This window comes from Pseudomonas mandelii, from assembly GCF_024138395.1.
Lineage (GTDB): Bacteria > Pseudomonadota > Gammaproteobacteria > Pseudomonadales > Pseudomonadaceae > Aquipseudomonas > Aquipseudomonas mandelii_E.
Genome location: NZ_JAMYDU010000018.1, coordinates 83,357 through 106,748, shown reverse-complemented (window position 1 = coordinate 106,748; position 23,392 = coordinate 83,357). Strand labels below are relative to the sequence as shown.

27 protein-coding genes are annotated in these 23,392 nt (G+C 57.9%); 10 read left to right on the top strand and 17 right to left on the bottom strand.

Annotated elements, in window-relative coordinates:
- Window positions 1-500 precede the first annotated feature (500 nt).
- Complete coding sequence (locus NHU87_RS21975; protein WP_253552467.1) at window positions 501-827, top strand: DUF3077 domain-containing protein; 327 nt, start codon at window positions 501-503, stop codon at window positions 825-827.
- Between the two features lie 213 nt (window positions 828-1,040).
- On the opposite strand, the gene NHU87_RS21970 is transcribed toward NHU87_RS21975, so the two are convergent.
- Window positions 1,041-2,882 carry a potassium transporter Kup gene (locus tag NHU87_RS21970; RefSeq protein ID WP_437180848.1) on the bottom strand — a complete coding sequence of 614 codons (1,842 nt, stop codon included), beginning with the start codon at window positions 2,880-2,882 and terminating at the stop codon, window positions 1,041-1,043.
- 354 nt (window positions 2,883-3,236) lie between these two features.
- Between NHU87_RS21970 and rimO the strand changes: the two genes are divergently transcribed.
- From rimO to tsaA, 6 genes are all read left to right on the top strand, one after another.
- Window positions 3,237-4,574 carry a 30S ribosomal protein S12 methylthiotransferase RimO gene (gene rimO / locus NHU87_RS21965; RefSeq protein WP_253552461.1) on the top strand — a complete coding sequence of 446 codons (1,338 nt, stop codon included), beginning with the start codon at window positions 3,237-3,239 and terminating at the stop codon, window positions 4,572-4,574.
- Window positions 4,575-4,685: 111 nt separating this feature from the next.
- Window positions 4,686-5,159 carry a GNAT family N-acetyltransferase gene (locus NHU87_RS21960; protein WP_253552458.1) on the top strand — a complete coding sequence of 158 codons (474 nt, stop codon included), beginning with the start codon at window positions 4,686-4,688 and terminating at the stop codon, window positions 5,157-5,159.
- Between the two features lie 193 nt (window positions 5,160-5,352).
- Window positions 5,353-6,063: an rRNA pseudouridine synthase gene (locus NHU87_RS21955; RefSeq protein ID WP_038979194.1), complete on the top strand. Its 711-nt coding sequence runs from the start codon at window positions 5,353-5,355 to the stop codon at window positions 6,061-6,063.
- Window positions 6,064-6,138: 75 nt separating this feature from the next.
- A complete protein-coding gene (locus NHU87_RS21950) occupies window positions 6,139-6,609 on the top strand; it encodes a DUF1456 family protein (protein ID WP_253552455.1) in 471 nt (156 codons plus the stop codon).
- 202 nt (window positions 6,610-6,811) lie between these two features.
- The gene (locus tag NHU87_RS21945; RefSeq protein ID WP_253552451.1) at window positions 6,812-7,582 is read left to right on the top strand and encodes an SDR family oxidoreductase; all 771 of its coding nucleotides are present in this window, start codon (window positions 6,812-6,814) and stop codon (window positions 7,580-7,582) included.
- A gap of 166 nt (window positions 7,583-7,748) precedes the next feature.
- A complete protein-coding gene (gene tsaA, locus NHU87_RS21940; protein ID WP_253552448.1) occupies window positions 7,749-8,450 on the top strand; it encodes a tRNA (N6-threonylcarbamoyladenosine(37)-N6)-methyltransferase TrmO in 702 nt (233 codons plus the stop codon).
- A gap of 207 nt (window positions 8,451-8,657) precedes the next feature.
- Here the strand turns inward: tsaA and fpr are convergent, their stop codons facing one another.
- Window positions 8,658-9,437, bottom strand: coding sequence for a ferredoxin-NADP reductase (gene fpr / locus NHU87_RS21935; RefSeq protein ID WP_003443014.1), 780 nt, complete (start codon window positions 9,435-9,437; stop codon window positions 8,658-8,660).
- Window positions 9,438-9,558: 121 nt separating this feature from the next.
- Here fpr and NHU87_RS21930 point away from each other — a divergent pair, with 121 nt between their 5' ends.
- Window positions 9,559-10,485, top strand: a complete 927-nt coding sequence (locus tag NHU87_RS21930) for a LysR family transcriptional regulator (protein WP_253552445.1) — start codon at window positions 9,559-9,561, stop codon at window positions 10,483-10,485.
- On the opposite strand, the gene NHU87_RS21925 is transcribed toward NHU87_RS21930, so the two are convergent.
- The 3 genes from NHU87_RS21925 to NHU87_RS21915 all read right to left on the bottom strand — a co-directional run bounded on the left by NHU87_RS21925 (window position 10,482) and on the right by NHU87_RS21915 (window position 12,552).
- A complete protein-coding gene (locus tag NHU87_RS21925) occupies window positions 10,482-10,844 on the bottom strand; it encodes a diacylglycerol kinase (protein ID WP_253552442.1) in 363 nt (120 codons plus the stop codon). The two genes, NHU87_RS21930 and NHU87_RS21925, sit on opposite strands and share 4 nt — an antisense overlap.
- A 75-nt stretch (window positions 10,845-10,919) precedes the next feature.
- A complete protein-coding gene (gene erdR, locus NHU87_RS21920) occupies window positions 10,920-11,570 on the bottom strand; it encodes a response regulator transcription factor ErdR (RefSeq protein WP_253552439.1) in 651 nt (216 codons plus the stop codon).
- 238 nt (window positions 11,571-11,808) lie between these two features.
- Window positions 11,809-12,552 (bottom strand): tRNA-uridine aminocarboxypropyltransferase, encoded by a 744-nt coding sequence (locus tag NHU87_RS21915; protein WP_253552437.1) that lies wholly within the window; start codon window positions 12,550-12,552, stop codon window positions 11,809-11,811.
- Between the two features lie 189 nt (window positions 12,553-12,741).
- Here NHU87_RS21915 and NHU87_RS21910 point away from each other — a divergent pair, with 189 nt between their 5' ends.
- Entirely contained in the window at window positions 12,742-13,167 is a 426-nt protein-coding gene (locus NHU87_RS21910; protein WP_253552435.1) for a PA3611 family quorum-sensing-regulated virulence factor, read from the top strand.
- Here the strand turns inward: NHU87_RS21910 and NHU87_RS21905 are convergent, their stop codons facing one another.
- Window positions 13,168-13,362: a hypothetical protein gene (locus tag NHU87_RS21905; RefSeq protein ID WP_007907277.1), complete on the bottom strand. Its 195-nt coding sequence runs from the start codon at window positions 13,360-13,362 to the stop codon at window positions 13,168-13,170. It lies immediately after the preceding gene.
- Window positions 13,363-13,850: 488 nt separating this feature from the next.
- Between NHU87_RS21905 and NHU87_RS21900 the strand changes: the two genes are divergently transcribed.
- Window positions 13,851-14,969, top strand: a complete 1,119-nt coding sequence (locus tag NHU87_RS21900) for a TIGR00730 family Rossman fold protein (protein WP_253552434.1) — start codon at window positions 13,851-13,853, stop codon at window positions 14,967-14,969.
- Window positions 14,970-15,009: 40 nt separating this feature from the next.
- Here the strand turns inward: NHU87_RS21900 and recX are convergent, their stop codons facing one another.
- The 11 genes from recX to NHU87_RS21845 all read right to left on the bottom strand — a co-directional run bounded on the left by recX (window position 15,010) and on the right by NHU87_RS21845 (window position 23,387).
- The gene (gene recX / locus NHU87_RS21895) at window positions 15,010-15,477 is read right to left on the bottom strand and encodes a recombination regulator RecX (protein ID WP_048393833.1); all 468 of its coding nucleotides are present in this window, start codon (window positions 15,475-15,477) and stop codon (window positions 15,010-15,012) included.
- An 8-nt stretch (window positions 15,478-15,485) separates the two neighbouring features.
- The gene (recA, locus tag NHU87_RS21890; protein ID WP_007907270.1) at window positions 15,486-16,538 is read right to left on the bottom strand and encodes a recombinase RecA; all 1,053 of its coding nucleotides are present in this window, start codon (window positions 16,536-16,538) and stop codon (window positions 15,486-15,488) included.
- An 83-nt stretch (window positions 16,539-16,621) separates the two neighbouring features.
- The gene (locus NHU87_RS21885; protein WP_253552433.1) at window positions 16,622-17,122 is read right to left on the bottom strand and encodes a CinA family protein; all 501 of its coding nucleotides are present in this window, start codon (window positions 17,120-17,122) and stop codon (window positions 16,622-16,624) included.
- An 80-nt stretch (window positions 17,123-17,202) separates the two neighbouring features.
- Complete coding sequence (locus NHU87_RS21880) at window positions 17,203-17,721, bottom strand: lysis system i-spanin subunit Rz (protein WP_253552432.1); 519 nt, start codon at window positions 17,719-17,721, stop codon at window positions 17,203-17,205.
- Window positions 17,703-18,266, bottom strand: coding sequence for a glycoside hydrolase family 19 protein (locus tag NHU87_RS21875; protein WP_253552430.1), 564 nt, complete (start codon window positions 18,264-18,266; stop codon window positions 17,703-17,705). The genes NHU87_RS21880 and NHU87_RS21875 overlap by 19 nt, the downstream gene beginning before the upstream one ends.
- Window positions 18,267-18,269: 3 nt before the next feature.
- A complete protein-coding gene (locus NHU87_RS21870) occupies window positions 18,270-18,656 on the bottom strand; it encodes a phage tail assembly chaperone (protein ID WP_253552429.1) in 387 nt (128 codons plus the stop codon).
- 13 nt (window positions 18,657-18,669) lie between these two features.
- On the bottom strand, window positions 18,670-19,881 hold the full coding sequence (locus NHU87_RS21865; protein WP_253552427.1) for a carbohydrate-binding protein CenC: 1,212 nt from the start codon (window positions 19,879-19,881) through the stop codon (window positions 18,670-18,672).
- 43 nt (window positions 19,882-19,924) lie between these two features.
- A complete protein-coding gene (locus NHU87_RS21860) occupies window positions 19,925-20,485 on the bottom strand; it encodes a tail fiber assembly protein (RefSeq protein WP_253552424.1) in 561 nt (186 codons plus the stop codon).
- A 7-nt stretch (window positions 20,486-20,492) separates the two neighbouring features.
- Window positions 20,493-21,596, bottom strand: a complete 1,104-nt coding sequence (locus NHU87_RS21855) for a phage tail protein (RefSeq protein ID WP_253552422.1) — start codon at window positions 21,594-21,596, stop codon at window positions 20,493-20,495.
- Window positions 21,597-21,723: 127 nt separating this feature from the next.
- Window positions 21,724-22,239: a phage tail protein gene (locus NHU87_RS21850; RefSeq protein WP_253552419.1), complete on the bottom strand. Its 516-nt coding sequence runs from the start codon at window positions 22,237-22,239 to the stop codon at window positions 21,724-21,726.
- Window positions 22,236-23,387 carry a phage tail protein gene (locus tag NHU87_RS21845; RefSeq protein ID WP_253552418.1) on the bottom strand — a complete coding sequence of 384 codons (1,152 nt, stop codon included), beginning with the start codon at window positions 23,385-23,387 and terminating at the stop codon, window positions 22,236-22,238. The genes NHU87_RS21850 and NHU87_RS21845 overlap by 4 nt, the downstream gene beginning before the upstream one ends.
- Window positions 23,388-23,392 lie beyond the last annotated feature (5 nt).

Below are 23,392 nucleotides of genomic sequence, written 5' to 3'. Positions count from 1 at the left end.
CGGCGAAGGCGTCCTTAAGAACGCCTTCGCCGGCAAGCCTGGCTCCTACAGGTCCGATTTGCCCTTAACTGACTGGCATTAGGGCAAACCCGCTCCCACAGGGAATATCGACGCCCTGTAGATCAAGATCCTCTCACCATGTTTAGTTTCGTTTACTTAAGGTGTCGCAATATCAGATGACGCCCGCAGACCTTGTAGGCAAACTCCTAATCTTGCCAATTGGGCACTTTGCCTCCTTGTTGCGTTTTTCTTCGACGGGATACTCTCCGGACGTCGCTGACCATTCAGCGATCGGGCTTGGAAACCCGACGAGCGAATAGCAACAACGTGCCCAACATGACCGCAGACCTTTACGGCTGCAATCTTGTGTCATGGCGGTTGTGCGTGGGACGTCTTCGGACGTGCCGGTTTCCTAGGCTCCCGGTTTTCCAACCTGCGCACAGCTGCCACCCATTCGCTTGGAAACGAACGTGGCAGTTCCTCAAGCTTAGGGAATAGACATGTCCAAAATAGATTCGACCGCGATTTCAGAACTAAAAACCATCGGCCTCACCCCGCTCATCTACTGCTCGGATCAGGCGTTGTTCAACGTCCGCGCCGGCGTCCCCATTGTTGATGCATTGTCACAAGCCTCCGATCTGCTATTCCTCGCCAAATCATTTACCGAGGACGCAGCCTACATAAAAGACACCGACCGCCACGCCTGGGCCGCGCACTATTTGACGGCTATGTCCAAGGCAGTGATTGATGATGTGGTGAAGGTGCTGACACCTCGACCTGCTCGGACAAAGACCGAATCTGAAGAAGAGCTGCCTGAAAGCCAGTAAAGGCGCCAGCAGATACTCAGATACCTGTGGGAGCGGGCTTGCCCGCGATGACGGCAGCAGATCCAACATTGATGTGGCAGACATACCGCTATCGCGGGCAAGTCGGATCGCCGCACCGCCGCTCCCACAGGGTTCTTCGTTGGATTGGGATCAAATGCCAGTCAAAAAAAAGCCCCCGCTACCTTCATGGCAACGGGGGCTTTTTCATGTGGCTTACATCTCGACTTGCGTACCCAACTCAATCACCCGATTCAACGGCAAATTGAAGAACCGCAAATTGCCATTGGCATTCTTCAACATGAAGGCGAACAACGCCTCGCGCCAGCGGGCCATGCCTTCGAGTTTGGAGGCGATGACCGTTTCGCGACTGAGGAAGTAGGTCGTGCGCATCGGGCTGAAATTCAGGTCTTCCAGATGGCACAGCTTCAAGGCCTCAGGCACGTCCGGCTCGTCGGTGAAGCCGAAATGCAGGATCACCCGGAAGAACCCTTCACCGTAGGAGTCGACATCGAAACGCCGTTGCGGCGGGACGCGCGGGATGTCTTCGTACACCACTGTCAGCAACACTACTTGCTCGTGCAGCACCTGGTTATGCAGCAGGTTGTGCAACAGCGCGTGAGGCACGGCATCCGGGCGAGCAGTCAGGAACACAGCCGTGCCCTGGACCCGATGCGGCGGTTGCACGCGGATACTGCTGATGAAGATCGGCAGCGGTAACCCGCCCTCGTCCATTCGCTCCACCAGCAGTTGCTTGCCGCGTTTCCAGGTGGTCATCAACACGAACAGCGCGATACCGGCAATCACCGGGAATGCACCGCCCTGAATGATTTTCGGCACGTTGGCGGCGAAGTACAGACCGTCCACCAACAGGAAACCCAACAACACCGGAACCGCGAGGATCGGTGGCCACTTCCACAACAGCAACATCACCGCCGACACCAGAATCGTGGTCATCAGCATGGTCCCGGTCACTGCCACGCCGTAGGCCGAAGCCAACGCGCCGGAGGACTCAAAGCCTATTACCAGCAGGATCACGCCAACCATCAACGCCCAGTTCACCGCGCCGATATAGATCTGGCCCTGCTCGGCACTGGACGTGTGCTGGATGTGCATGCGCGGAATGTAGCCGAGCTGGATCGCTTGACGGGTCAGGGAGAACGCACCGGAGATGACCGCTTGCGAGGCAATCACCGTGGCCATCGTCGACAATCCCACCAATGGGATCAACGCCCAGCTTGGCGCCAGCAAATAGAACGGGTTACGGGCGGCTTCCGGATCACCGAGCAGTAACGCGCCCTGCCCGAAGTAGTTCAGCACCAGCGCCGGCAGTACCAGAATGAACCAGGCCCGGGCGATCGGCTTGCGACCGAAGTGGCCCATGTCGGCGTACAGCGCCTCGGCACCGGTCAACGCCAGCACCACAGCGCCAAGAATCGCGATCCCCATGCCTGGATGAACCATGAAGAAGCGCACGCCCCACACCGGGTTCATCGCCTGCAACACTTCCGGGTGCTGACTGATGCCATACATGCCCAGCGCGCCCAGCACCAGAAACCAGGTGACCATGATCGGCCCGAACAGAATGCCGATCCGCGCCGTACCGTGGCGCTGAATCAGGAACAACGCCACCAGCACGATCAACGACAGCGGCACCACCCAATGGTCGATGCCCTCGAATGCCAATCCCAGACCTTCAATCGCCGACAACACGGAAATCGCCGGGGTGATCATGCTGTCGCCATAGAACAACGCCGCGCCGATCAACCCGCAGACCACCAGTAAGGTACGCAATTTCGCATGCCCCGCCGCTGCCCGCCGCGCCAGCGCGGTCAAGGCCATGATCCCGCCCTCGCCCTGGTTGTCGGCTCGCAGCACGAACATCATGTATTTGATCGAAACGACCCAGATCAGCGACCAGAAGATCAGCGCCAGAATGCCCAGCACGCCGTCATGGTTGACCGGCACGCCATAGCCACCGGAAAACACTTCTTTGAGGGTGTACAGCGGGCTCGTGCCGATATCGCCATAAACCACCCCGACCGCTGCGATCAGCATGCCGATCGGCTTCGCCGCCGAATGCTCGGCACCCGCCGCCTGACTACTTGCCTGACCCATCCACAACTCCTGTTACCAGACCCGGGCTTCTTGAAAGAAGCACTATGTTTTGCCGTGCAGCATGCGCTGTTTTACTTGTTGTTACAGACGTTTTATTGACTATAGAGAATCGATAAAGCGTAAAGGCGCGAAGCATAGCGCAGCACTCGTCGTATTTCCCTGCATAAAGCTGGTCAAGTGCCTCTGCCATCGCTAGAATTGCGCACTTTTTGATCAGAGGCGCCGAAAAACATAAGCGCCCGTCTGTCGCCTTGCCGTTCTCGGCTGGAGGCGTCACAAATACCGAGGTTAGACATGTCCACCACTCCTGCGCCGGCCAATCCAAAGGTTGGCTTCGTATCCCTGGGTTGCCCGAAAGCACTGGTCGACTCCGAGCGCATCCTTACCCAGCTGCGCATGGAAGGCTATGACGTTGTGTCCACTTATCAGGACGCCGACGTCGTGGTGGTCAACACCTGCGGCTTTATCGACTCGGCCAAGGCTGAGTCCCTGGAAGTGATCGGCGAAGCCATCAAGGAAAACGGCAAGGTCATCGTGACCGGCTGCATGGGCGTCGAAGAAGGCAACATCCGCAACGTGCACCCAAGCGTATTGGCCGTGACCGGTCCGCAGCAGTACGAGCAAGTGGTCAACGCCGTGCACGCCGTTGTGCCGCCGCGTCAGGATCACAACCCGCTGATCGACCTGGTGCCGCCGCAAGGGATCAAACTGACCCCGCGCCACTACGCCTACCTGAAGATTTCCGAAGGCTGCAACCACAGCTGCAGCTTCTGCATCATCCCGTCGATGCGCGGCAAACTGGTCAGCCGCCCGGTCGGTGACGTGCTCGACGAAGCCCAGCGCCTGGTCAAGTCCGGCGTCAAAGAGCTGTTGGTGATTTCCCAGGACACCAGCGCCTACGGCGTCGACGTGAAATACCGCACCGGTTTCTGGAACGGCGCGCCGGTGAAAACCCGCATGACCGAACTCTGCGAAGCGCTGAGCACTCTTGGTGTCTGGGTGCGTCTGCACTACGTTTACCCATACCCGCACGTCGATGAGCTGATCCCGCTGATGGCCGCCGGGAAAATCCTGCCGTATCTGGACATCCCGTTCCAGCACGCCAGCCCGAAAGTCCTGAAAGCCATGAAACGCCCGGCCTTCGAAGACAAGACCCTGGCGCGGATCAAAAACTGGCGCGAGATCTGCCCGGACCTGATCATCCGTTCGACCTTCATCGTCGGCTTCCCCGGCGAAACCGAAGAAGATTTCCAGTACCTGCTGAACTGGCTGACCGAAGCCCAGCTGGACCGCGTTGGTTGCTTCCAGTACTCGCCGGTCGAAGGCGCACCAGCCAACCTGCTGGACGCGGCCATCGTGCCGGACGACGTCAAGCAAGACCGTTGGGACCGCTTCATGGCTCACCAACAAGCCATCAGCTCGGCACGCCTGCAAATGCGCGTCGGCCGTGAAATCGAAGTGCTGGTCGATGAAGTCGACGAGCAAGGCGCCGTTGGCCGCTGCTTCTTCGATGCCCCGGAAATCGACGGCAACGTGTTCATCGACAACGGCAGCAACTTGAAGCCGGGCGACAAAGCCTGGTGCAAAGTGACCGACGCCGACGAATACGACCTGTGGGCTGAACAGATCTAAACGCAAAAAATACAAAAAGCCCTGCTCTCTTGACGAGATGCGGGGCTTTTTTACGTCTATCGTTTTGTGAGAGAAAGAACTCGCGTCATCCACGCAAGAGAGGCCAGCGGCATGCGCCAACATTCGGTCATTCACACACCGAAACAGAGCGACTACGAAGAACTCACCCAAGTGTGGGAAGCCTCGGTGCGCGCCACCCATGACTTTCTACCCGACAGCTACATCGAACTACTGAAGAACCTGGTGCTGACCCGCTACCTCGACGCGGTGATGCTGATCTGCACCAAAGACTCGCGACAGCGCATCACCGGGTTCGCCGGCGTGGCGGCGGGCAAGATCGAAATGCTCTTCATCGACCCGGCGCATCGAGGCAAAGGCCTGGGCAAGCTATTGCTGCGCTATGCCATGGAACACCTGAACGCCGATGAGCTGGACGTCAATGAACAGAACCCGCAGGCCTTGGGGTTTTACTTTAAACAGGGCTTTGAGGTGATTGGCCGTTCGGAAGTCGATGGCATGGGGCAGCCGTATCCGTTACTGCACATGCGTTTGCGCCAGTCTCAACAACTGACGCGTAATGGTTAATGGCTGACCCCACATAGAACAATGTGGGAGCTGGCTTGCCTGCGATAGCATCACTGCGGTCTGTCAGTTGCACCGCGGTGATGCTATCGCAGGCAAGCCAGCTCCCACAAAAAGCCATACGGTGCAAATGGAGCCGGGATTAACCGGCGCCAGGCAGGTACAATGCCCACCCCTTTTTTGTTACGGCCCTGTCATGACTGACCCGATTCGTCTCTCCAAACGCCTCATCGAACTCGTCGGCTGTTCCCGTCGGGAGGCTGAGCTGTTCATCGAGGGCGGCTGGGTCACCGTGGACGGTGAAGTCATCGACGAGCCGCAGTTCAAGGTCGACAACCAAAAAGTCGAGCTCGATCCAGAAGCCAAGGCCACTGCGCCGGAGCCGGTGACCATCCTGTTCAACGTCCCTGCGGGCATGGACGCGGACACGGCCATGGCAACCATCAGCGCCGAGACCCTGAGCGAAGAACACCGCTACGGCAAACGCCCGCTCAAGGGCCACTTCCTGCGTCTGACCGCCAGCACCGATCTGCAGGCCAATGCCAGCGGTCTGCTGGTGTTCACCCAGGACTGGAAGATCCTGCGCAAACTCACCGCAGACTCCGCCAAGATCGAGCAAGAGTATGTGGTCGAGGTTGAAGGCGACATGGTGGCTCACGGCCTCAACCGCCTGAATCACGGCCTGACCTACAAGGGCAAGGAACTGCCGCCGGTCAAAGCCAGCTGGCAGAACGAAAACCGTCTGCGCTTTGCGATGAAGAATCCACAACCGGGCGTGATCGCCCTGTTTTGCCAGGCTGTAGGCCTGAAGGTCGTCGCCATCCGCCGCATCCGCATCGGCGGCGTGTCCATCGGCAAAGTGCCGTTGGGGCAATGGCGCTACCTGTCCGGCAAAGAGAAGTTCTAAGACTTTTCACGCCGCCATACATTTCGGCGCCGCTGTTTATGCGGCGCCCACTGCTGAATATCAGGACTGCACACCATGATTCATAACGACGTACTGCGCAGCGTGCGCTACATGCTCGACATCAGCGACAAGAAGGTTATCGAGATCATCAAGCTCGGCGGCATGGACGTGTCCATGGAAGACCTGCTGACGTACCTCGACAAAAAAGAGGAAGACGAAGAAGGCTTCGTACGCTGCCCGGACGAGGTCATGGCGCATTTCCTCGATGGCCTGGTGATCTTCAAGCGTGGCAAGGACGAAAGCCGTCCGCCGCAGCCGATCGAAACGCCGGTGACCAACAACATCATCCTGAAGAAGCTGCGTGTGGCCTTCGAGCTGAAAGAGGACGATATGCACGCGATTCTCAAGGCGGCCGAGTTCCCGGTGTCCAAGCCTGAGCTGAGCGCGCTGTTCCGCAAGTTCGGCCACACCAACTACCGCACCTGCGGCGACCAGTTGCTGCGCAACTTCCTCAAGGGCCTGACCCTGCGCGTTCGCCCGCAATAAGCGCCCACGAACGCCGCGGTCCCTGTAGGAGCGAGGCTTGCCCGCGAAGGCGATTTTCAAAACGCCTTCGCCAGCAAGCTGTGCTCCTACAAGGGCGGGGCAGTTCAAGGCTGTATGGACCTTCATTCCTCGCAAAAATAGTGGCTCCGCTTCTGGCGGCTGACGACTAGGGTGTATTGACCCTCAGCTCTCAGGATTCGCCATGCATCCCTACTTTTCCCTGCAAGGCCGCACCGCTCTGGTGACCGGCGGCACCCGCGGTATCGGCAAAATGATCGCCAAGGCTTATGTCGAGGCTGGCGCCACTGTGTACGTGTGTGCCCGCGATGCCGACGCCTGTCAGCAAACCGCCAACGAACTGAGTGCCTTCGGGGTGTGTCACGCGGTAGCCGCCAACCTGGCCCATGAAGAAGGCGTCCAGCAATTGGCTGCGCACCTGAGTGAACACATCGGTCAACTGGATATTCTGGTGAACAATGCCGGTACCACCTGGGGCGCGCCGCTGGAGAGTTACCCGGTCAAGGGCTGGGAAAAGGTCATGCAGCTCAACGTGACCTCGGTGTTCAACTGCATCCAGCAATTTCTGCCGCTGCTGCGCAAGGCTGGTTCCGAAGCGAATCCGGCGCGGATCATCAACATTGGTTCGGTGGCCGGGATTTCCTCCTTTGGCGAACAGGCGTATGCCTACGGCCCGAGTAAAGCCGCCCTACATCAACTGTCGCGGATTCTGGCGCGGGAGCTGGTGAGCCAGCACATCAACGTCAACGTGATTGCACCGGGACGTTTTCCGAGCAAGATGACTCAGCATATTGGCAATGATGAGCAGGCGTTGGCCGAGGATACGGCGCTGATTCCGATGAAGCGCTGGGGGCGGGAGGAAGAGATGGCTGCGCTGGCGATCAGTCTGGCGAGTACGGCTGGGGCGTATATGACAGGGAATATTATTCCTTTGGATGGTGGGTTCAGCCTCTGATCTCCTCCCAATGATCGTTCCCACGCTCCGCGTGGGAATGCAGCCCGGGACGCTCTGCGTCCCAAAGCGGACGCAGAGCGTCCATTGAGGCATTCCCACGCGGAGCGTGGGAACGATCTTTGAGTGGGTTATCATGCCACCTAATCCCCCGCCTCGACCCCAAACCATGACCTACAGCGTTTCCCCCATCGGCTTCGTGCGCTCCTGTTTCAAGGAGAAGTTCGCCATTCCGCGCCAGCCGCAGCTGGCCGCGGCCGCTCGCGGCGTGCTGGAGTTGGTGGCGCCGTTCGATCAGGGTGATGCGGTGCAGGGGCTGGAGCAGGTCAGCCATGTCTGGCTGTTGTTCCTGTTCCATCAGGCCCTGGAAGAAAAGCCACGCCTGAAAGTCCGCCCTCCGCGCCTGGGCGGCAACAAATCCATGGGCGTGTTCGCCACTCGGGCGACGCACCGGCCCAATGGTATCGGCCAATCGGTGGTCAAGCTGGACAAAGTCGAAGCCAATCGGCTGTGGATCTCCGGCATCGACCTACTCGACGGGACGCCGATTCTCGACATCAAACCCTACGTGCCCTACGCCGACATCATCGACACGGCCTCCAACAGCATCGCCAGCGCTCCGCCATCGCTGATTCCCGTGCAGTGGACAGACTCAGCGCTGCAACAGGCTCATGGCCACGCTCAGCGGCTTGATGAACCCTTGGTCGAGCTGATCGAGCAATGCCTGGCACAAGACCCACGTCCGGCGTACCAGACTCCTGCACCGGAAAGGGAATACGGCGCGCAGTTCTGGGATGTGGATGTGCGCTGGCATTACCCGGAAGCCGGCATGATCCGCGTCCTCGAAGTCATCCCCATCTCCAACCTGTAGGAGCTGTCGAGTGAAACGAGGCTGCGATCTTTTGATGTTGCTTTAAAAAACAGGAAGATCGCAGCCTCGTTTCACTCGACAGCTCCTACAAGGTTTGTGTCGGGCATAAAAAAGCCCCCATTGCCTGCACAGGCAATGGGGGCTGATCGTTCCCACGCTCTGCGTGGGAATGCATCCAGTGACGCTCTGCGTCACCCAAACAACGTCTTACTTCTCGACGAACGCACGCTCGATCAGGTAATCACCCGGCTCGCGCATCCGCGGCGAAACTTTCAGGCCGAAGCTGTTCAACACTTCGCTGGTCTCGTCGAGCATGCTTGGGCTACCGCACAGCATGGCGCGGTCGTCCTGCGGGTTGATCGGTGGCAGACCGATGTCGCTGAACAGCTTGCCGCTGCGCATCAGGTCAGTCAGGCGGCCTTCGTTCTCGAACGGCTCGCGGGTCACGGTCGGGTAGTAGATCAACTTGTCACGCAGCGCCTCGCCGAAGAACTCGTTCTGCGGCAAGTGCTCGGTGATGAACTCGCGGTAAGCGACTTCATTGACGTAACGCACGCCGTGGCACAGGATCACTTTTTCGAAACGCTCGTAGGTTTCCGGGTCCTGGATGACGCTCATGAACGGCGCCAGACCGGTACCGGTGCTGAGCAAGTACAAATGTTTGCCAGGCTTCAAGTCATCCAGCACCAGCGTGCCGGTAGGCTTTTTGCTGATGATGATCTCGTCGCCTTCCTTCAGATGCTGCAACTGGGAAGTCAGCGGGCCATCTGGCACTTTGATGCTGAAGAACTCGAGATGCTCTTCCCAGTTAGGGCTGGCAATCGAGTAAGCGCGCATAAGCGGGCGGCCGTTGGGCTGTTGCAGGCCGATCATCACGAACTGACCGTTCTCGAAGCGCAGGCCCGGATCGCGGGTGCACTTGAAGCTGAACAGAGTGTCGTTCCAGTGGTGAACACTGAGGACACGCTCGTGGTTCATGTTGCTCATGTACGTGGGACTCCTGGAGATTTGCCTGCGCCGATGATGTGCGCAATTGCATCGCATTCTAATGGCAGCGACAATATCTGTTAAATGGATTATTAAGATAAGGGTTATCGGTTATATCGATATGCGATTTACTCTCCGTCAACTTCAAGTATTCGTCACCGTCGCCCAGCAGGAAAGCGTATCCCGTGCTGCGCTGACGCTCAACCTCTCGCAATCGGCGGCGAGCACCTCGATCACCGAGCTAGAGCGTCAGTGCAGCTGCCAGCTGTTCGATCGCGCCGGCAAACGGCTGAGCCTCAATGCCCTCGGCAAACAGCTGTTGCCGCAGGCAGTGGCCCTGCTCGACCAGGCCAAGGAGATCGAAGACTTGCTCAACGGCAAATCCGGTTTCGGCTCTCTGGCGGTCGGCGCGACCCTGACCATCGGCAATTACCTCGCCACCCTGCTGATCGGCAGCTTCATGCAGCGCCATCCGGAAAGCCAGGTGAAGCTGCACGTGCAGAACACTGCCAACATCGTGCAGCAGGTCGCGCATTATGAAATTGATCTGGGTCTGATCGAAGGCGATTGCAGCCATCCGGACATCGAAGTGCAGAGCTGGGTCGAAGATGAACTGGTGGTGTTCTGTGCGCCCCAGCATCCGCTGGCCAAACGCGGCATCGCGACCATGGAAGAGCTGAGTCATGAGGCGTGGATCTTGCGTGAGCAAGGCTCGGGCACCCGGCTGACGTTCGACCAAGCCATGCGACACCATCGCAGCGCGCTGAATATTCGCCTGGAGCTGGAACACACCGAAGCGATCAAGCGCGCGGTGGAATCAGGTTTGGGGATTGGATGCATTTCTCGCCTGGCGCTGCGCGATGCGTTCCGCCGCGGCAGCCTGGTGCCGGTGGAAACACCGGATCTGGACTTGGCGCGGCAGTTCTATTTCATCTGGCACAAACAGAAATACCAGACGTCGGCGATGCGCGAATTCCTCGAACTGTGCCGCGCGTTCACCGCCGGGGTTCAGCGCAGCGACGAGATCGTCCTGCCTACCATCGCTTAAAACAGGATCAGCGCCCAGACCAGAGCGATCATGCTCAATGCCACCAATTGAGCGGCGCTGCCCATGTCCTTGGCGTTCTTGGACAGCGGATGCAACTCAAGGGAAATGCGGTCGATGGCCGCTTCCACCGCCGAATTGAGCAACTCGACGATCAATGCCAACAGGCAAACCGCAATCAAAAGTGCCTGCTCGACACGGCTGACGTTGAGGAAGAATGACAGCGGAATCAGGATCGCATTAAGCAGCACCAGTTGCCGAAAGGCCGCTTCACCGGTGAAGGCTGCACGCAAGCCATCCAGGGAGTAGCCGGAGGCGTTGAGGATACGTTTGAGGCCGGTCTGGCCTTTGAAAGGTGACATAAAGTAGGCAACTGACCAAAAAGGAGTGGGAAAGCTAGATGAAGCAAAGTCAAAAAAGCGTGAACACCTTGCTCCTTAGTTGCTCGAAATTGACTCAAGTTGTTGCAAGAGCAGCGCTGCCTGAGTCCGGGTCCGCACATTCAGCTTACGGAAAATTGCCGTGACGTGGGCCTTGATCGTCGCTTCGGAAACACTCAACTCGTAGGCAATCTGCTTGTTCAGCAAACCTTCACAGACCATGGTCAACACCCGGAACTGCTGGGGTGTCAGGCTGGCAAGGCCTTCGCTGGCGGCCTTGGCTTCGGTGGAAACGCTGACCGCTTCGAAGGCTTGGGGCGGCCAGAAAACGTCGCCATCCAGCACCGCGCGAACAGCTTTCTGAATCACGCTCAAATCACTGGACTTGGGAATGAAGCCACTGGCGCCGAATTCACGGGATTTCACCATGATTGACGCTTCTTCCTGAGCCGACACCATCACCACTGGAATCTGCGGGTACTGCCCACGCAACAGCACCAACCCGGAAAAACCGTACGCCCCCGGCATGTTCAGGTCCAGCAATACCAAATCCCAGTCGGCCTTTTCGTCCAGACGGGTTTCCAGCTCGGCAATGCTCGCCACTTCCACCAGACGGACATCTGGGCCTAGACCCAGGGTCAACGCTTGATGCAGGGCGCTTCGAAAAAGAGGGTGATCATCGGCAATCAGGATTTCGTATGTGGCCATTATTCTAATGATCCTGTTTTTCATGGGACGCCCGATGCATTCAGGCCTCGCCAAAACAACTCGAGGTGCAGCCACGCAGCGGCACCAACAGGGCACGTTCAACGCCAATTACGTAAAAAAAGCAGCGTTTCAAACTTTGGCCGCGCCCTAATCGGCGCCAAGCATGCCCAGCGAAACCGGGGTGGTCAAGTTGCATGGCCCGGCCAGCGAGCCTGGTTCTTTGCAGTATGGGCGATGCTCAGCAGATGACGGGCGCCACTTGCTGCACAAAGGGCATCAGCTCGGCGTGGGCCGGTGTTGCAACATTCATATCCAACTGATGTTTAGCGTCCAGGTAATGCTGGCTGAACACATCAAAATAAGCGTCCAGTGCCGATGCAGCGTCTGTATCGCCAGCCAGATCGAGGCACAACGCCGCCACTTCGGCCGTGCACAGGTGCTCGCTGCGGGTGGACCTGCGTAACCGGTACCGTGAAAGCTTCTCAGGAAGCAGGCTCAGAATCGGGAACCCATCAAAATAGGGGCTTTTACGGAAAATCTTCCGGGCTTCGGTCCAAGTGGCGTCCAGCAGAATGAACAGCGGCCGCTTGGTGCTATTGACCTCGACGCTGTGGGTCACTCGCTCGGGCTCGACGTATTCGCCAGGAAACACCAGATATGGCTGCCATTGCGGGTCGGCCAACAGCGCCAGCAGTTGTTCATCGATTTCGGTACGCGACCAGATGAATGCATGGTTGTCGCGCACCACATCGGCAATCAGCCAACCGGTATTGCTCGGCTTGAACACTTCTTTGTTGGTCATGATCAGGCACACGCCGCTACGGGTGTCGACCTGCGGACGCCAGGCGCATAAGCAGTGGCTCTCGATCACGCGGCAGGCACGGCAACGGGTTGCTCGCCAGCCACGGGCCTGAATCGGCTTGATGCCCTCTTCCTCTCGCTGATCGCGCAAGCGGGCTACGGCGTTGGGGGCGTGGTTCATCGTGGGCAGCACCCGCAGACAGGAAAACTCGACACAAACGGTACTCGGCAAGGCAATAAAGGCCAGCAGTTTACCAGAGCGGCCGGCGCAAGCCTGTACCGTCCAGGCGCGCTCCCCTATAATTCGCCGCCACTGAACGCACAGTCACGTGACGGGTCGAACCACCAGTCACTGAACCAGGAGAGTTTCATGCTGCGCCTTATCGTTCCCACCGCTGCCATTCTGCTGGCGTCGTCCTTCAACGCTCAGGCTGCGTCCTTGAGTGAGCAGAATCTGAACAGAGAGCTGCGAAACGTCGCCGTACAAAGCAGTGTCGGCACTCCACGGGCGATCAATGAAGACATTCAGGATCAGGGTTACACCGTCGAAGGCAATCAGCTGATCAATCATCTGAGTGTTCAGAGCAGCCACGCCGACAAGATGCGCGCCGATCCGAAAGCCGTGTACTTCCAGCTTGGTGCCTCCGTCTGCAGAAACGAGGGGTTCCGCAAGCTGATGGCAAAGGGCGCGATCATGCGTTACGACTTTACCGAAGTGAAAACCAACCGCCCGGTCGGCTCCGCAAGCTTCCAGGAATCGGATTGCCCGAAAGCCACACCGGCCAAGAAGAAGTAACTATCGGGAATTGGCGCGCCGCTGTTCATCCTCGGCGCGCAGTTCTGCCAACAGCGCCTGCAAGTAGCGCGAACGTCGCTCCCCGCCCTCCAGACGTCGGCAGCACTCCTCTTCGAGACTCAAATGATTGGTCTCGGCTGATAATTTCAGCAATCGATACAGTTGCGCATCGATTTCCAGAGTGACTCTGGGCATGGTTTACCGCCTCCCTGCACGCTTGATCGTCGTTGATCACGCGATAAATCCCTGAATTGCTTGAACGTTGCGTCCTGCCATTGACGCAAGGTTGTCGTGTTACACCTGTAACTTAGTAAATCAGAGCGCAGGACAGATGGCTTGCGTTCAGACGAGCGGTGAAAGCCCCTTGCAAATGGTTAATAAGCGATTGCCAGGAAAGACTGTGCGGCGCAATGATCAGGCAGCGCAAATCGTTGCGAGGGTCTAAATTCATAATGTTCACGTTGTTTTTTTCAGGGGCAGAAAAGGGGCTGCCCATTGCGTGTCTTATTGTGCGAACGTTTCTTTCATTCAAGGGATAAGCAGAGCCCGTATGGATGGCTCGATTGCAATTGAGTCAGGTGGAGCGCCCAGGCAAGGGCTTGGGCAGACAGCGACACAAGGGGTGTCGCGGCGCCGACAACTGTTTTGTCGGGCCAAGGGTTCTGTGCAGAAGGAGAAGTTGAATGCCTTACCAACCGAATGACCTCCTGAGCCGTCATTTTCAAGAAAGCGGCCACGACCTCACCAGCAAGGTCGAAGAACAACTCAACCTGGTTTCACCCAACAGCCCCAACATCCCGATTTACCGCGACATGATCCTGACTGTGCTGCGCATGGCCCAGGAAGATCACAACCGCTGGAATGCCAAGATCACCCTGCAAACCCTGCGCGAACTCGAGCATGCCTTCCGTGTGCTGGAGCAGTTCAAAGGGCGACGCAAAGTCACCGTTTTCGGTTCGGCCCGCACGCCGATTGAACACCCATTGTATGGTTTGGCCCGAGAGCTTGGCGCCGCTCTGGCGCGCTCGGACATGATGGTTATCACCGGTGCCGGTGGCGGCATCATGGCGGCGGCCCACGAAGGCGCCGGCCTGGAACACAGCCTGGGATTCAACATCACCCTGCCCTTCGAGCAACATGCCAATCCCACGGTCAATGGCACCGGGAATCTACTGCCCTTCCACTTTTTCTTTACTCGCAAACTGTTCTTCGTCAAGGAAGCCGATGCGCTGGTCCTGTGCCCAGGCGGTTTCGGTACGCTGGATGAAGCGCTGGAAGTGCTGACCCTGATTCAGACCGGCAAAAGCCCATTGGTGCCCGTGGTGCTACTGGATGCGCCGGGCGGCAAGTTCTGGCAAGGCGCGCTGGACTTCATTCACCATCAACTGGAGGAAAATCGCTACATCCTGCCAACCGACATGAAGCTGTTGAGTCTGGTCTACAGTGCCGAAGAGGCAGTGGAGCAGATCAATCAGTTCTACAGCAACTTCCACTCCAGCCGCTGGCTCAAGCATCAGTTCGTGATTCGCATGAACCACAAACTCAGCGACCGGGCGCTTGAACACATGCAGGAGGCATTCGCCGACCTGTGCCTGAGCGATCATTTCCATCAGCACGCCTACAGCGGTGAGGAGCACGACGAAGCACAGTTCAGCCATCTGGCACGACTGGCCTTCACCTTCAACGCCCGTGATCATGGCCGTCTGCGGGAATTGGTGGATTACATCAACCTGCCGGAAAACTGGGCCCAGTCCAAACCCCAGACGCAACAACGCGCGCGTGAGCCGTTCAAGGTGACGTGAAGCAAAAAAAACGGCCCGCTATCGAAATAGCGGACCGTATTTAATCGTCCATCCCTCGGCCGCTGAACAAGCGGCTGATCATTTCCATGGAATACCCCCGATAACTCAGGAACCTGCCCTGTTTGGCACGCTCCCGGGCATCTATCGGTAGGTGCCCAGCAAATTTGCGCCGCCAGGTGTCTTCCAGTTGTTCCTGCCAGTTGATACCGCTCTCGCGCAAAGCGAGTTCGATGTCGGTACGTTGCAGGCCGCGCTGGCTCAACTCTTCACGAATTCGCAAAGGGCCATAACCGGAACGGGCACGGTAGGAAACAAAGCTCTCGAGATAACGGGATTCGGACAACAGGCCCTCTTCCGTCAAGCGGTCGAGTGCAGTGTCGATCATTTCAGGGAGGGCGCCGCGCTGACGCAGTTTACGCGTCAGCTCGACTCGACCGTGCTCGCGTCGCGCGAGCAGGTCCATTGCGGTTCGCCGCACCGCGACGAGTGTATCGAGTACGGCGGTCATCGGATCAATCAGATATCAGCGTCAGCCAGGTCATCAGCCGTCTCTTTGACTGGCGATGCTTTGACGTCCGGCGCTGGAGTCAGCAACTTGTCACGCAGTTGCTTCTCAAGTTTCGCGGCGATCTCCGGATTGTCCGCCAGGAACTTGGCCGAGTTGGCCTTACCCTGACCGATCTTGGTGCCTTCGTAGGCATACCATGCACCGGATTTCTCGACGAAACCGTGCAGAACACCCAGGTCGATCATCTCACCGTTGAGGTAGATACCCTTGCCATAAAGAATCTGGAACTCGGCCTGACGGAACGGCGAAGCCACTTTGTTCTTCACGACTTTGACGCGGGTTTCGCTACCAACGACTTCATCACCTTCTTTCACCGCGCCAGTACGACGGATGTCCAGACGAACCGATGCGTAGAACTTCAGCGCGTTACCACCGGTGGTGGTTTCCGGGCTGCCGAACATCACGCCGATTTTCATACGGATCTGGTTGATGAAGATCACCAGGCAGTTGGCGTTCTTGATGTTACCGGTGATTTTACGCAGCGCCTGGGACATCAGACGGGCTTGCAGGCCCACGTGCATGTCGCCCATTTCGCCTTCGATTTCAGCCTTCGGCACCAGAGCCGCCACGGAGTCGACGATGATCACGTCAACCGCGTTGGAACGCACCAGCATGTCGGTGATTTCCAGGGCTTGCTCGCCGGTATCCGGCTGGGAAACCAGCAGGTCGTCGACGTTGACGCCCAGTTTGCCGGCGTACTCAGGATCGAGGGCGTGTTCGGCGTCGACGAATGCGCAGGTCGCGCCGGCTTTTTGAGCCTGGGCGATCACCGACAGTGTCAGGGTGGTTTTACCGGAGGATTCAGGACCGTAGATCTCAACGATACGGCCTTTTGGCAGACCGCCAATGCCGAGCGCGATGTCCAGACCCAGAGAGCCAGTGGAAATGGCCGGGATCGCCTGACGGTCCTGATCGCCCATACGCATTACGGCACCCTTGCCGAATTGACGTTCGATCTGACCCAGGGCCGCAGCCAAGGCTTTCTTCTTGTTGTCGTCCATTAAAGTCCTCACGTAATCAATAAGGCCTGACGGCCAACACCTGTATAAGTAGCCAGTATTATTCCACAGCGTTTCAGGATCGCCTACCCCTGATTTGAGATTTCTCCAGCGGCATGTCGCAGCAGCCCCTCTAGCGCGGCCTTCACCGTTTGTCGGCGGACCTCGTCACGGTTACCGGGAAAGTACTGCACCTCGCTGAACACCTGCTCACCAATGCCCCAGGCCAGCCACACCGTGCCCACGGGCTTGCCCGGCGAACCGCCATCCGGCCCGGCCACACCGCTAACCGCCACGGCAAAACGCGCCCGGCTTTTTTCCTGCGCGCCGCGGACCATGGCTTCAACCACCTCGCGGCTGACTGCCCCCACTGTTTCAAACAATTGGGCCGGGACATTCAATTGCTGGGTTTTCTGGCGATTGGAGTACGTGACATAACCGGCCTCAAACCACGCCGAACTCCCTGGAATACGGGTGATCGCCTCGGCAATCCCGCCACCGGTACAGGATTCGGCGGTGGTGACGTGGGCATTGAGAACCTGCAAGCGCCTGCCAAGTTCAGCGGCCAGCTGAGTGATATCTTTCACGGCTCTCTCCTGATCGAGCGGAATGAGACCTACCGTACACGAGCCGATCACGCTTGCAAGGTTCAGGATCGATCAAAATGTTAGCGAGCGAGGGCTCTGACATAGGCCTGACACGCCTGCAGGGCAATCAGTCCGCGGTCGCCTGCGTCGGTGATGGCGATAATTCGCTGAGCATGCGCCGGGTCAAGTCGGGCTCGCGGGGCGCCATGATCCACGCCGCCGGCGCCGGAGGCGGCTGGCACTGCACAGGTTGAGGCAGCGTCATGGGCATCGAGGAGGACTGACAGGCGCACATCAGCAGTGGCAAGACGATCGCGCAGGCGACCTTGATCACGTTCGGCATCGCTAAGCGCTCGATAATGGGTTTGTTCACTGGCCGACAGCCGTTGTTCCAGAGCCAGGCGCTTGTCCTGCTCGGCCTGTTGCTGGGTGGCAACGGCCAGAGTCAGTTGATTAAAGGTTTCGGCGTGCAGCCTGGCCTGCTCCGCCAGTTGGCGGCCGTAGCGCCAATCCTGAAACTGCCAGGCCAATGCCGCCGAACAACCGGCCAGCACCAGCAGACCGATCAATCGCCAGCCGATCAGACCGAAGGCTGGCATAACACCGCCCTCGCTCGCGCCCAGAGTTGCAAGCGATCCTGCAAACCGTTCAGGCCGCCGTTGATGCGGCGAGTGATGCTGTTGAACTGATCGCGGTCGGCCAGTTCGTTAAGGCCGTTTTGTTGCCAGAACCAGGCGGCTGATTCGGCGGCCCATTGGGGTTTTTCCAGCAGTTCAGGCAAAAATAACAAACGATCATCGCCGAACAGCCCGAGACTGCATTGGTGGTAATTGTCGCGACCGGTGATCTGGATCAGGCCTCGACCGCGGTACTTTTGGCCGTCGCCGTCAGGCTCACGGGTATTACCCAAACGAGCCGCCAGTGTGCCGGTGTCGTATTTGCTCAGGTATTGGTCACTGCCCAGTTCACGCACGTACTGAAACTGCCCCGACTCGTGACCGACTTGCGCGAGGAAGGCGGCGATGCGTTTGGGGGTGTTGATGTTGCGGTGAGACATGGCGGTGTTCAGGGCGGAAATGAAAACGCCCGCTTGGGAGCGGGCGTTGGAAAAAATTTGTTGCAACTGCGCTGAAGTGAGAGGCATGAGTCATGTTCCATTGGCCATTGTTCTTAACCATACCGGCGCCAAGGGTTTGCTGGCGTCTTTTGGAAAGCTGGCAAGCGAGGGCCAGTCGCGCAGGTCCTGCCGGTAATCGAGCAAGTCATGATATTGATCGCGGCTCAAAGTCATCGGAGTACCGGCCTCGTGCTCATCGCGATCACGGTCGACCAGCCATTGGCTGGCGGCCAGTTCCTGGTCCCGCCAGGCTCGGGCAACTGCCTCTGGAGCACCTGCCAGGATTGCAGGCAGCGGCACGCCACCGCTCGCCAGCCATTGCTGGTATTCATCCCAGAAGCGGTGATGTAGAGGAACGGTTGCCCTGTCAGGCAGACGGATGACCGTGTCCGGATCTTCAGTGAGTTGATAGTTCATGAAAATGGCCTCCTTAAAGTTCGGCATCGGCAGTGGCGTGGATGTAGTAAGACTGTGTAATGACGCCAATATCAGAGTTATCGACCCAGACGCCGCGCGTCGAAGCCCCAAGAACTCGAGCATTACCCGATGAGACTTCATCGCTCCCGGAACGCCACTGCCCTGCGACTCCTTTCGGCGTAGTGGTAAACAGACTGAAACTTGGAACAGCTCTCTTCTCAACCTTGAAGGTCCACTGAGCCATGGGCTGTGAGGCAAATCCCGTTTGCCCCTGTCTCACGGTGGAGATCAGAGCGCCGTAGGGACCTGTCATGCTTCCTGGTGGTAGATCCTGGCTGTAGGTTTTTTCGTAATAACGTTGGCACAACATCAATTCATCGCCAGGGCTGCGGAGCTCGAACGGCGTCGACACCCGCCCCTCTTCCAACTGGATCTGCGCCAGGTCTATCACCTGCAAAACATTCAAGGGCAGGTCGAAGGAGAGCCGCAGAAAGTCATTGCCACTACTTCCCAACGTTTTGCCCGTCAAGGACGGTACTTGAATCGTCGCGCTGTATCGGGTCCAGGAAGTTTTGAGTTGAAAGCTGCCAACCGGCGTCACGGTATCCACACTACCGCCCGCTCCGAAATACTGCGCGACAGTCACATTGAGTTGACGCACCGTGTCGGCCTTGGCCCAGAACGTCAGTGTCGCGGTTTTCCCCGCCAAGGTCCTGACTGACTCGATAGCCTGGGAAACTTTATGCACGCTGGCGCCAACTCCCGCAGTGATTTGTTGCCAACGCATAAAGTAACGGGGCTCATTGGGCACCTCGCCCTGACCCAGCGCAAAGCTCTGCCGGGAAATATTCACCCCGGCGTTTCCGTTCCAGTCGCAACGAAAACGGTCCGCGATATAAGCACCGGTGTAAGGCCCCAAGTTAACCGCACCGCGCTGCCAGATATCGAAGTTGCCGTTAATCACCAGGTTCTTGCGATAAACCTGCACCGGAAAATTCTGTTGTGGGTCGAGTTTGGCCAACTCTTTAATGGCCAGGCTCAACTGATCAGTTTGATTCTCGGAAGGCATCAGCCCCGCGGCGGTGATGGCGTTGAGAATTTCCTGGGTGACGCTATTACCCCAACTGGCTGGAATCAGGGAGCCGGGAGTTCCGGCTATCGGGTTTTCATCGGCAAATCTACCGTTGACCAGTCCTGCACTGGGGACGCTTTTTGGATAGTCCATTTTGATCTACTCAAGTTGAAGGGCATAAACACAGGCAATGCAGTTACTCTGTCGAGCCTGGAACCTGAGGCCAGTCGATCTCTGCAGGAAAGTTTGCTTGCCGTTCAAGGCGATTCAACTCAACGCTGTAGAGTTTCCATTCCATCAACGCCAGTTGCTCATCGTGAGTGGCATCACCGATATCTTCGGCATATTGAAGCGGGGCTATACGCACAACGGCATCACGCAGCAGGGTGTCTCGTTTCGTAAGTACCTGGCGTTCAAGATCGGCCAAGTGAGCCTTTTCATCTAACGCCCACGCATCATTAACCCAACGATGGTAAGCCCCCGGCCAAACCTGAGTCGTATAGCCATCCGGCAAATCACCCAGTTCTACCCAGGTTTCTCTAAAGCCGGTGTCCGTGCGAAAAACATCGCCCCGATAATCGGCTTGAAGTTGCAGCGCGCCGTCTACAAACGCCCAAGTATGAGCAACGGGCACTTTGGACAGCTCGATTCCCAGCGTGAGGGCATTACTGGGCAACTGCACGCCGATACCCGGAACAACCGGAAACTCCACAGGACCAGACAAGGCGCCACTTTCATCGATCAAATAATTAAACATATACACCTCAAATCAATTTGATTCGGCCTGGATAGGCAATGTTTCGTGGGCGGGTTTCAGCGGAAAATGTACCCATAGTCCCAATGCTGCCTTCGACTCCACCATCGAACGCGGGATTGGGATAAGTGGTAGCAACAGTCGTATTGGTCGGGGCGCAATTAACATCATGTGCAACATCCCACATCCCGTCAGGAATACTTGAGGCGGGACTGATTGAGCTGCCCGCGGTGGTGGGAAGGAAGTGGTTATGCTTCTGAAGCGTGTGGATCTGGCTACTTCCTAATGCGCGCGCCACATCCACGCCCCGGGATTCGTCCAGCACGCGAAGGAACTCCCCTCGGGCCTCTGGAATCCGGAAGTTCAGCGCGCCATCTGCAGATGTCCAGCCACCCTCCTTGCCCCCCCTTGCCGCCTCAGTCGTCAACGCACCCGATGATTGCGCGTGATCCCATAGCCACGGCCATTCGCTGCGAACCAGGACATTCCCGTTGAGAGCGCCATAGCCGCCAGGGTTCATTTGTAGAGTCGTTTCAAAAAACGGTCGACCCAACGGCGTGTTATCAAAGCGCCCCACCGGCCACCAACTGCCGGCGCCATCGCTGCGCAGATGCCACCAGTCGCCGCTGCCCATCAACACCAGAAATGGATAGCCAACCGCTGAAAGATGGGTATGGAATCTGATTCGGTCTGTGCCCGCAGCCTGGATGACCAGGCGGTTACCACTGTTGTCGACACGTCGAAGAATGACGTCACGAATGCCCATTGCAGCGTTAGCCGGTGGAAGAGCGATTGTGGTCGAACCGGGGCTCGCATCAATCAGCACCAGACCGAGCTCTTCCGGCGCCAGCAGCTTCGATGCCGCTAGCCGGGTCACCACCGAACGCATCGGACTGCTCACACCGATAATCGCCTGGATCGCCTTCAACAACTGTCCCGTGTCCGCCTCCACCGGCGCCATTCCGGCGCCAGTCACCACACTCAAAATCTCCTGCGTAACGGCATTGCCCCACACCGCTGGAATCAACGACCCAGGCGAACCGGCCACCGGATTTTCATCGACAAACCGTCCATTGACCAGTCCGACACTGGGGACGCTTTTTGGATAATCCATTGTTTGTGTTCCCTGTAATAAAGCCCTGCATGGCTATTGGCACAACAGCGCAGCAGGTCGTGTTTGAATAAAAACAAAAACGCCCACGGGTGAGTGGGCGTTGGGTACAGCGGATATTTCGAATGAACTAGCCAGCCAAGTCGCTCACCACGTTACGGATAGCGGCAATCGCCTCATCACTGACTTGATTGGCGAGATCGGTTTTGCCTTTGGCGATTTGCGCTTTGACTTGTTCTTTAGCCTTCAACCGAAGGGTTCGAAGTGTCAGCAGGCTCTCATGGAATTGAGCGGCCTTGGCAATGATCTGATCGGCCGCCTGTCTGGCGGTTCGACCCTTGATGACCCAGGCGGACACCGACAGCGGCACCGCTTTTTTCGGATAGCCTTCAGCAATGAAGGCCTGGGCATCGGCGGCGGCGTGTGCGTATTCAACGGCGCGTAGCGGGTCGCCAGCCATGGCTTTTCGTGCGTTATCTGCGGCCGCATCAATCCTGGCGCAAAGCTCCGCGCCCTGCTCCTGCTCCAGCATGGCAACGATCGACCCGTCCACCACCCACTTTTCGCCGTCCCAACCATGGATTGGAGAAGGTTGGGCGGAACGAAGTCCGTCTTCAAACAGGTGAAGTTCTTGAATGACATTCATCGAATCAATTCCCAGGAAAAGTTAACGTTGACCGCAGCAGAAAAGTTGACCGCTATGCCATTTGAATAGTCAGGTTGAGAGAAGAATTTGATCCCCATAGAGAAAAGCAACTCGTCACTGGTAGCGATCCCGGAGTTAAACGTATGCTCGGCTTGATACGTCTGCCAGAGCGAACGTAGCTCCGAATGGTCGAAGCTAGCGGTCAGGGTGGAGACCGTGGCATCGTTAACGACGTTACTTGTAAAAATGCAAGCCGATGAACCGACTGTGGCCCAACCATCCCAATTACTAACCCCCGTGCTAACCGGAGATAAATAAGAGTAGTTGCCGCCCGCCCATCCCCCCGGCGCGAAAGAAACGCTAGTAATTGCCGTTGGATGAGGCGTCGGATTGCCCACCACAAGGCGTGCAGCACGGGCTTGGGGATCCAGCGGTAGATAAACCACCCCATTTCCGTTCACGGTCTGGGTCCAGGACAGTCTGCTGCGGTTGTAGATCAGTCGTATCACTGGCGTCGTGCCCGGGGCTGCCGTCACAACCCATGCGATACACATATCCAGCGGCGTGGACTGGAAACCACCGCCTGCCGCGCCATTGACGGTGCCCTTCAGCCCCTCAGGTTGCGCGTCATACAAAGCACCGCGCTGCATGTAAAAAGTCAGGGCATCGCCGCTCACTTGGACCCGAAGAAAATAACTGGACATCGGCAACAGATCCGCACTGCTCCATGCTTGAGTCGTAAACGTTCGAGGACGGCCCAACTGGCCCGCAACGACTTCCTGTCCGATACTGACAAATACCCCCGCCGGAATCGAAACTTTGCCACCATTCGTAGCCGCGGCGACCGGCGTCACCGCCAAACGCCCATCAGCCGTGGCCACCGTAGCCGGTGGCAACGACCCAATCGGCAGCGCCGAATCCAGATTCCAGCCCTTGGCCGAAATGCTCTGAATGGCTTGCAGCAGTTGTTTGTAATTCGTCTCATCCGGCGTCAAATCCCCGGCCTTGATGACGTTTACTATTTCCTCCGTCACCCCATTCCCCCAATCCGCCGGGATCAACGACCCCGGCGTCCCGGTCAGCGGGTTCTCATCCACAAATTTCCCATTCACCAACCCGGCGCTGGGCACACTTTTCGGATAATCCATCCCTC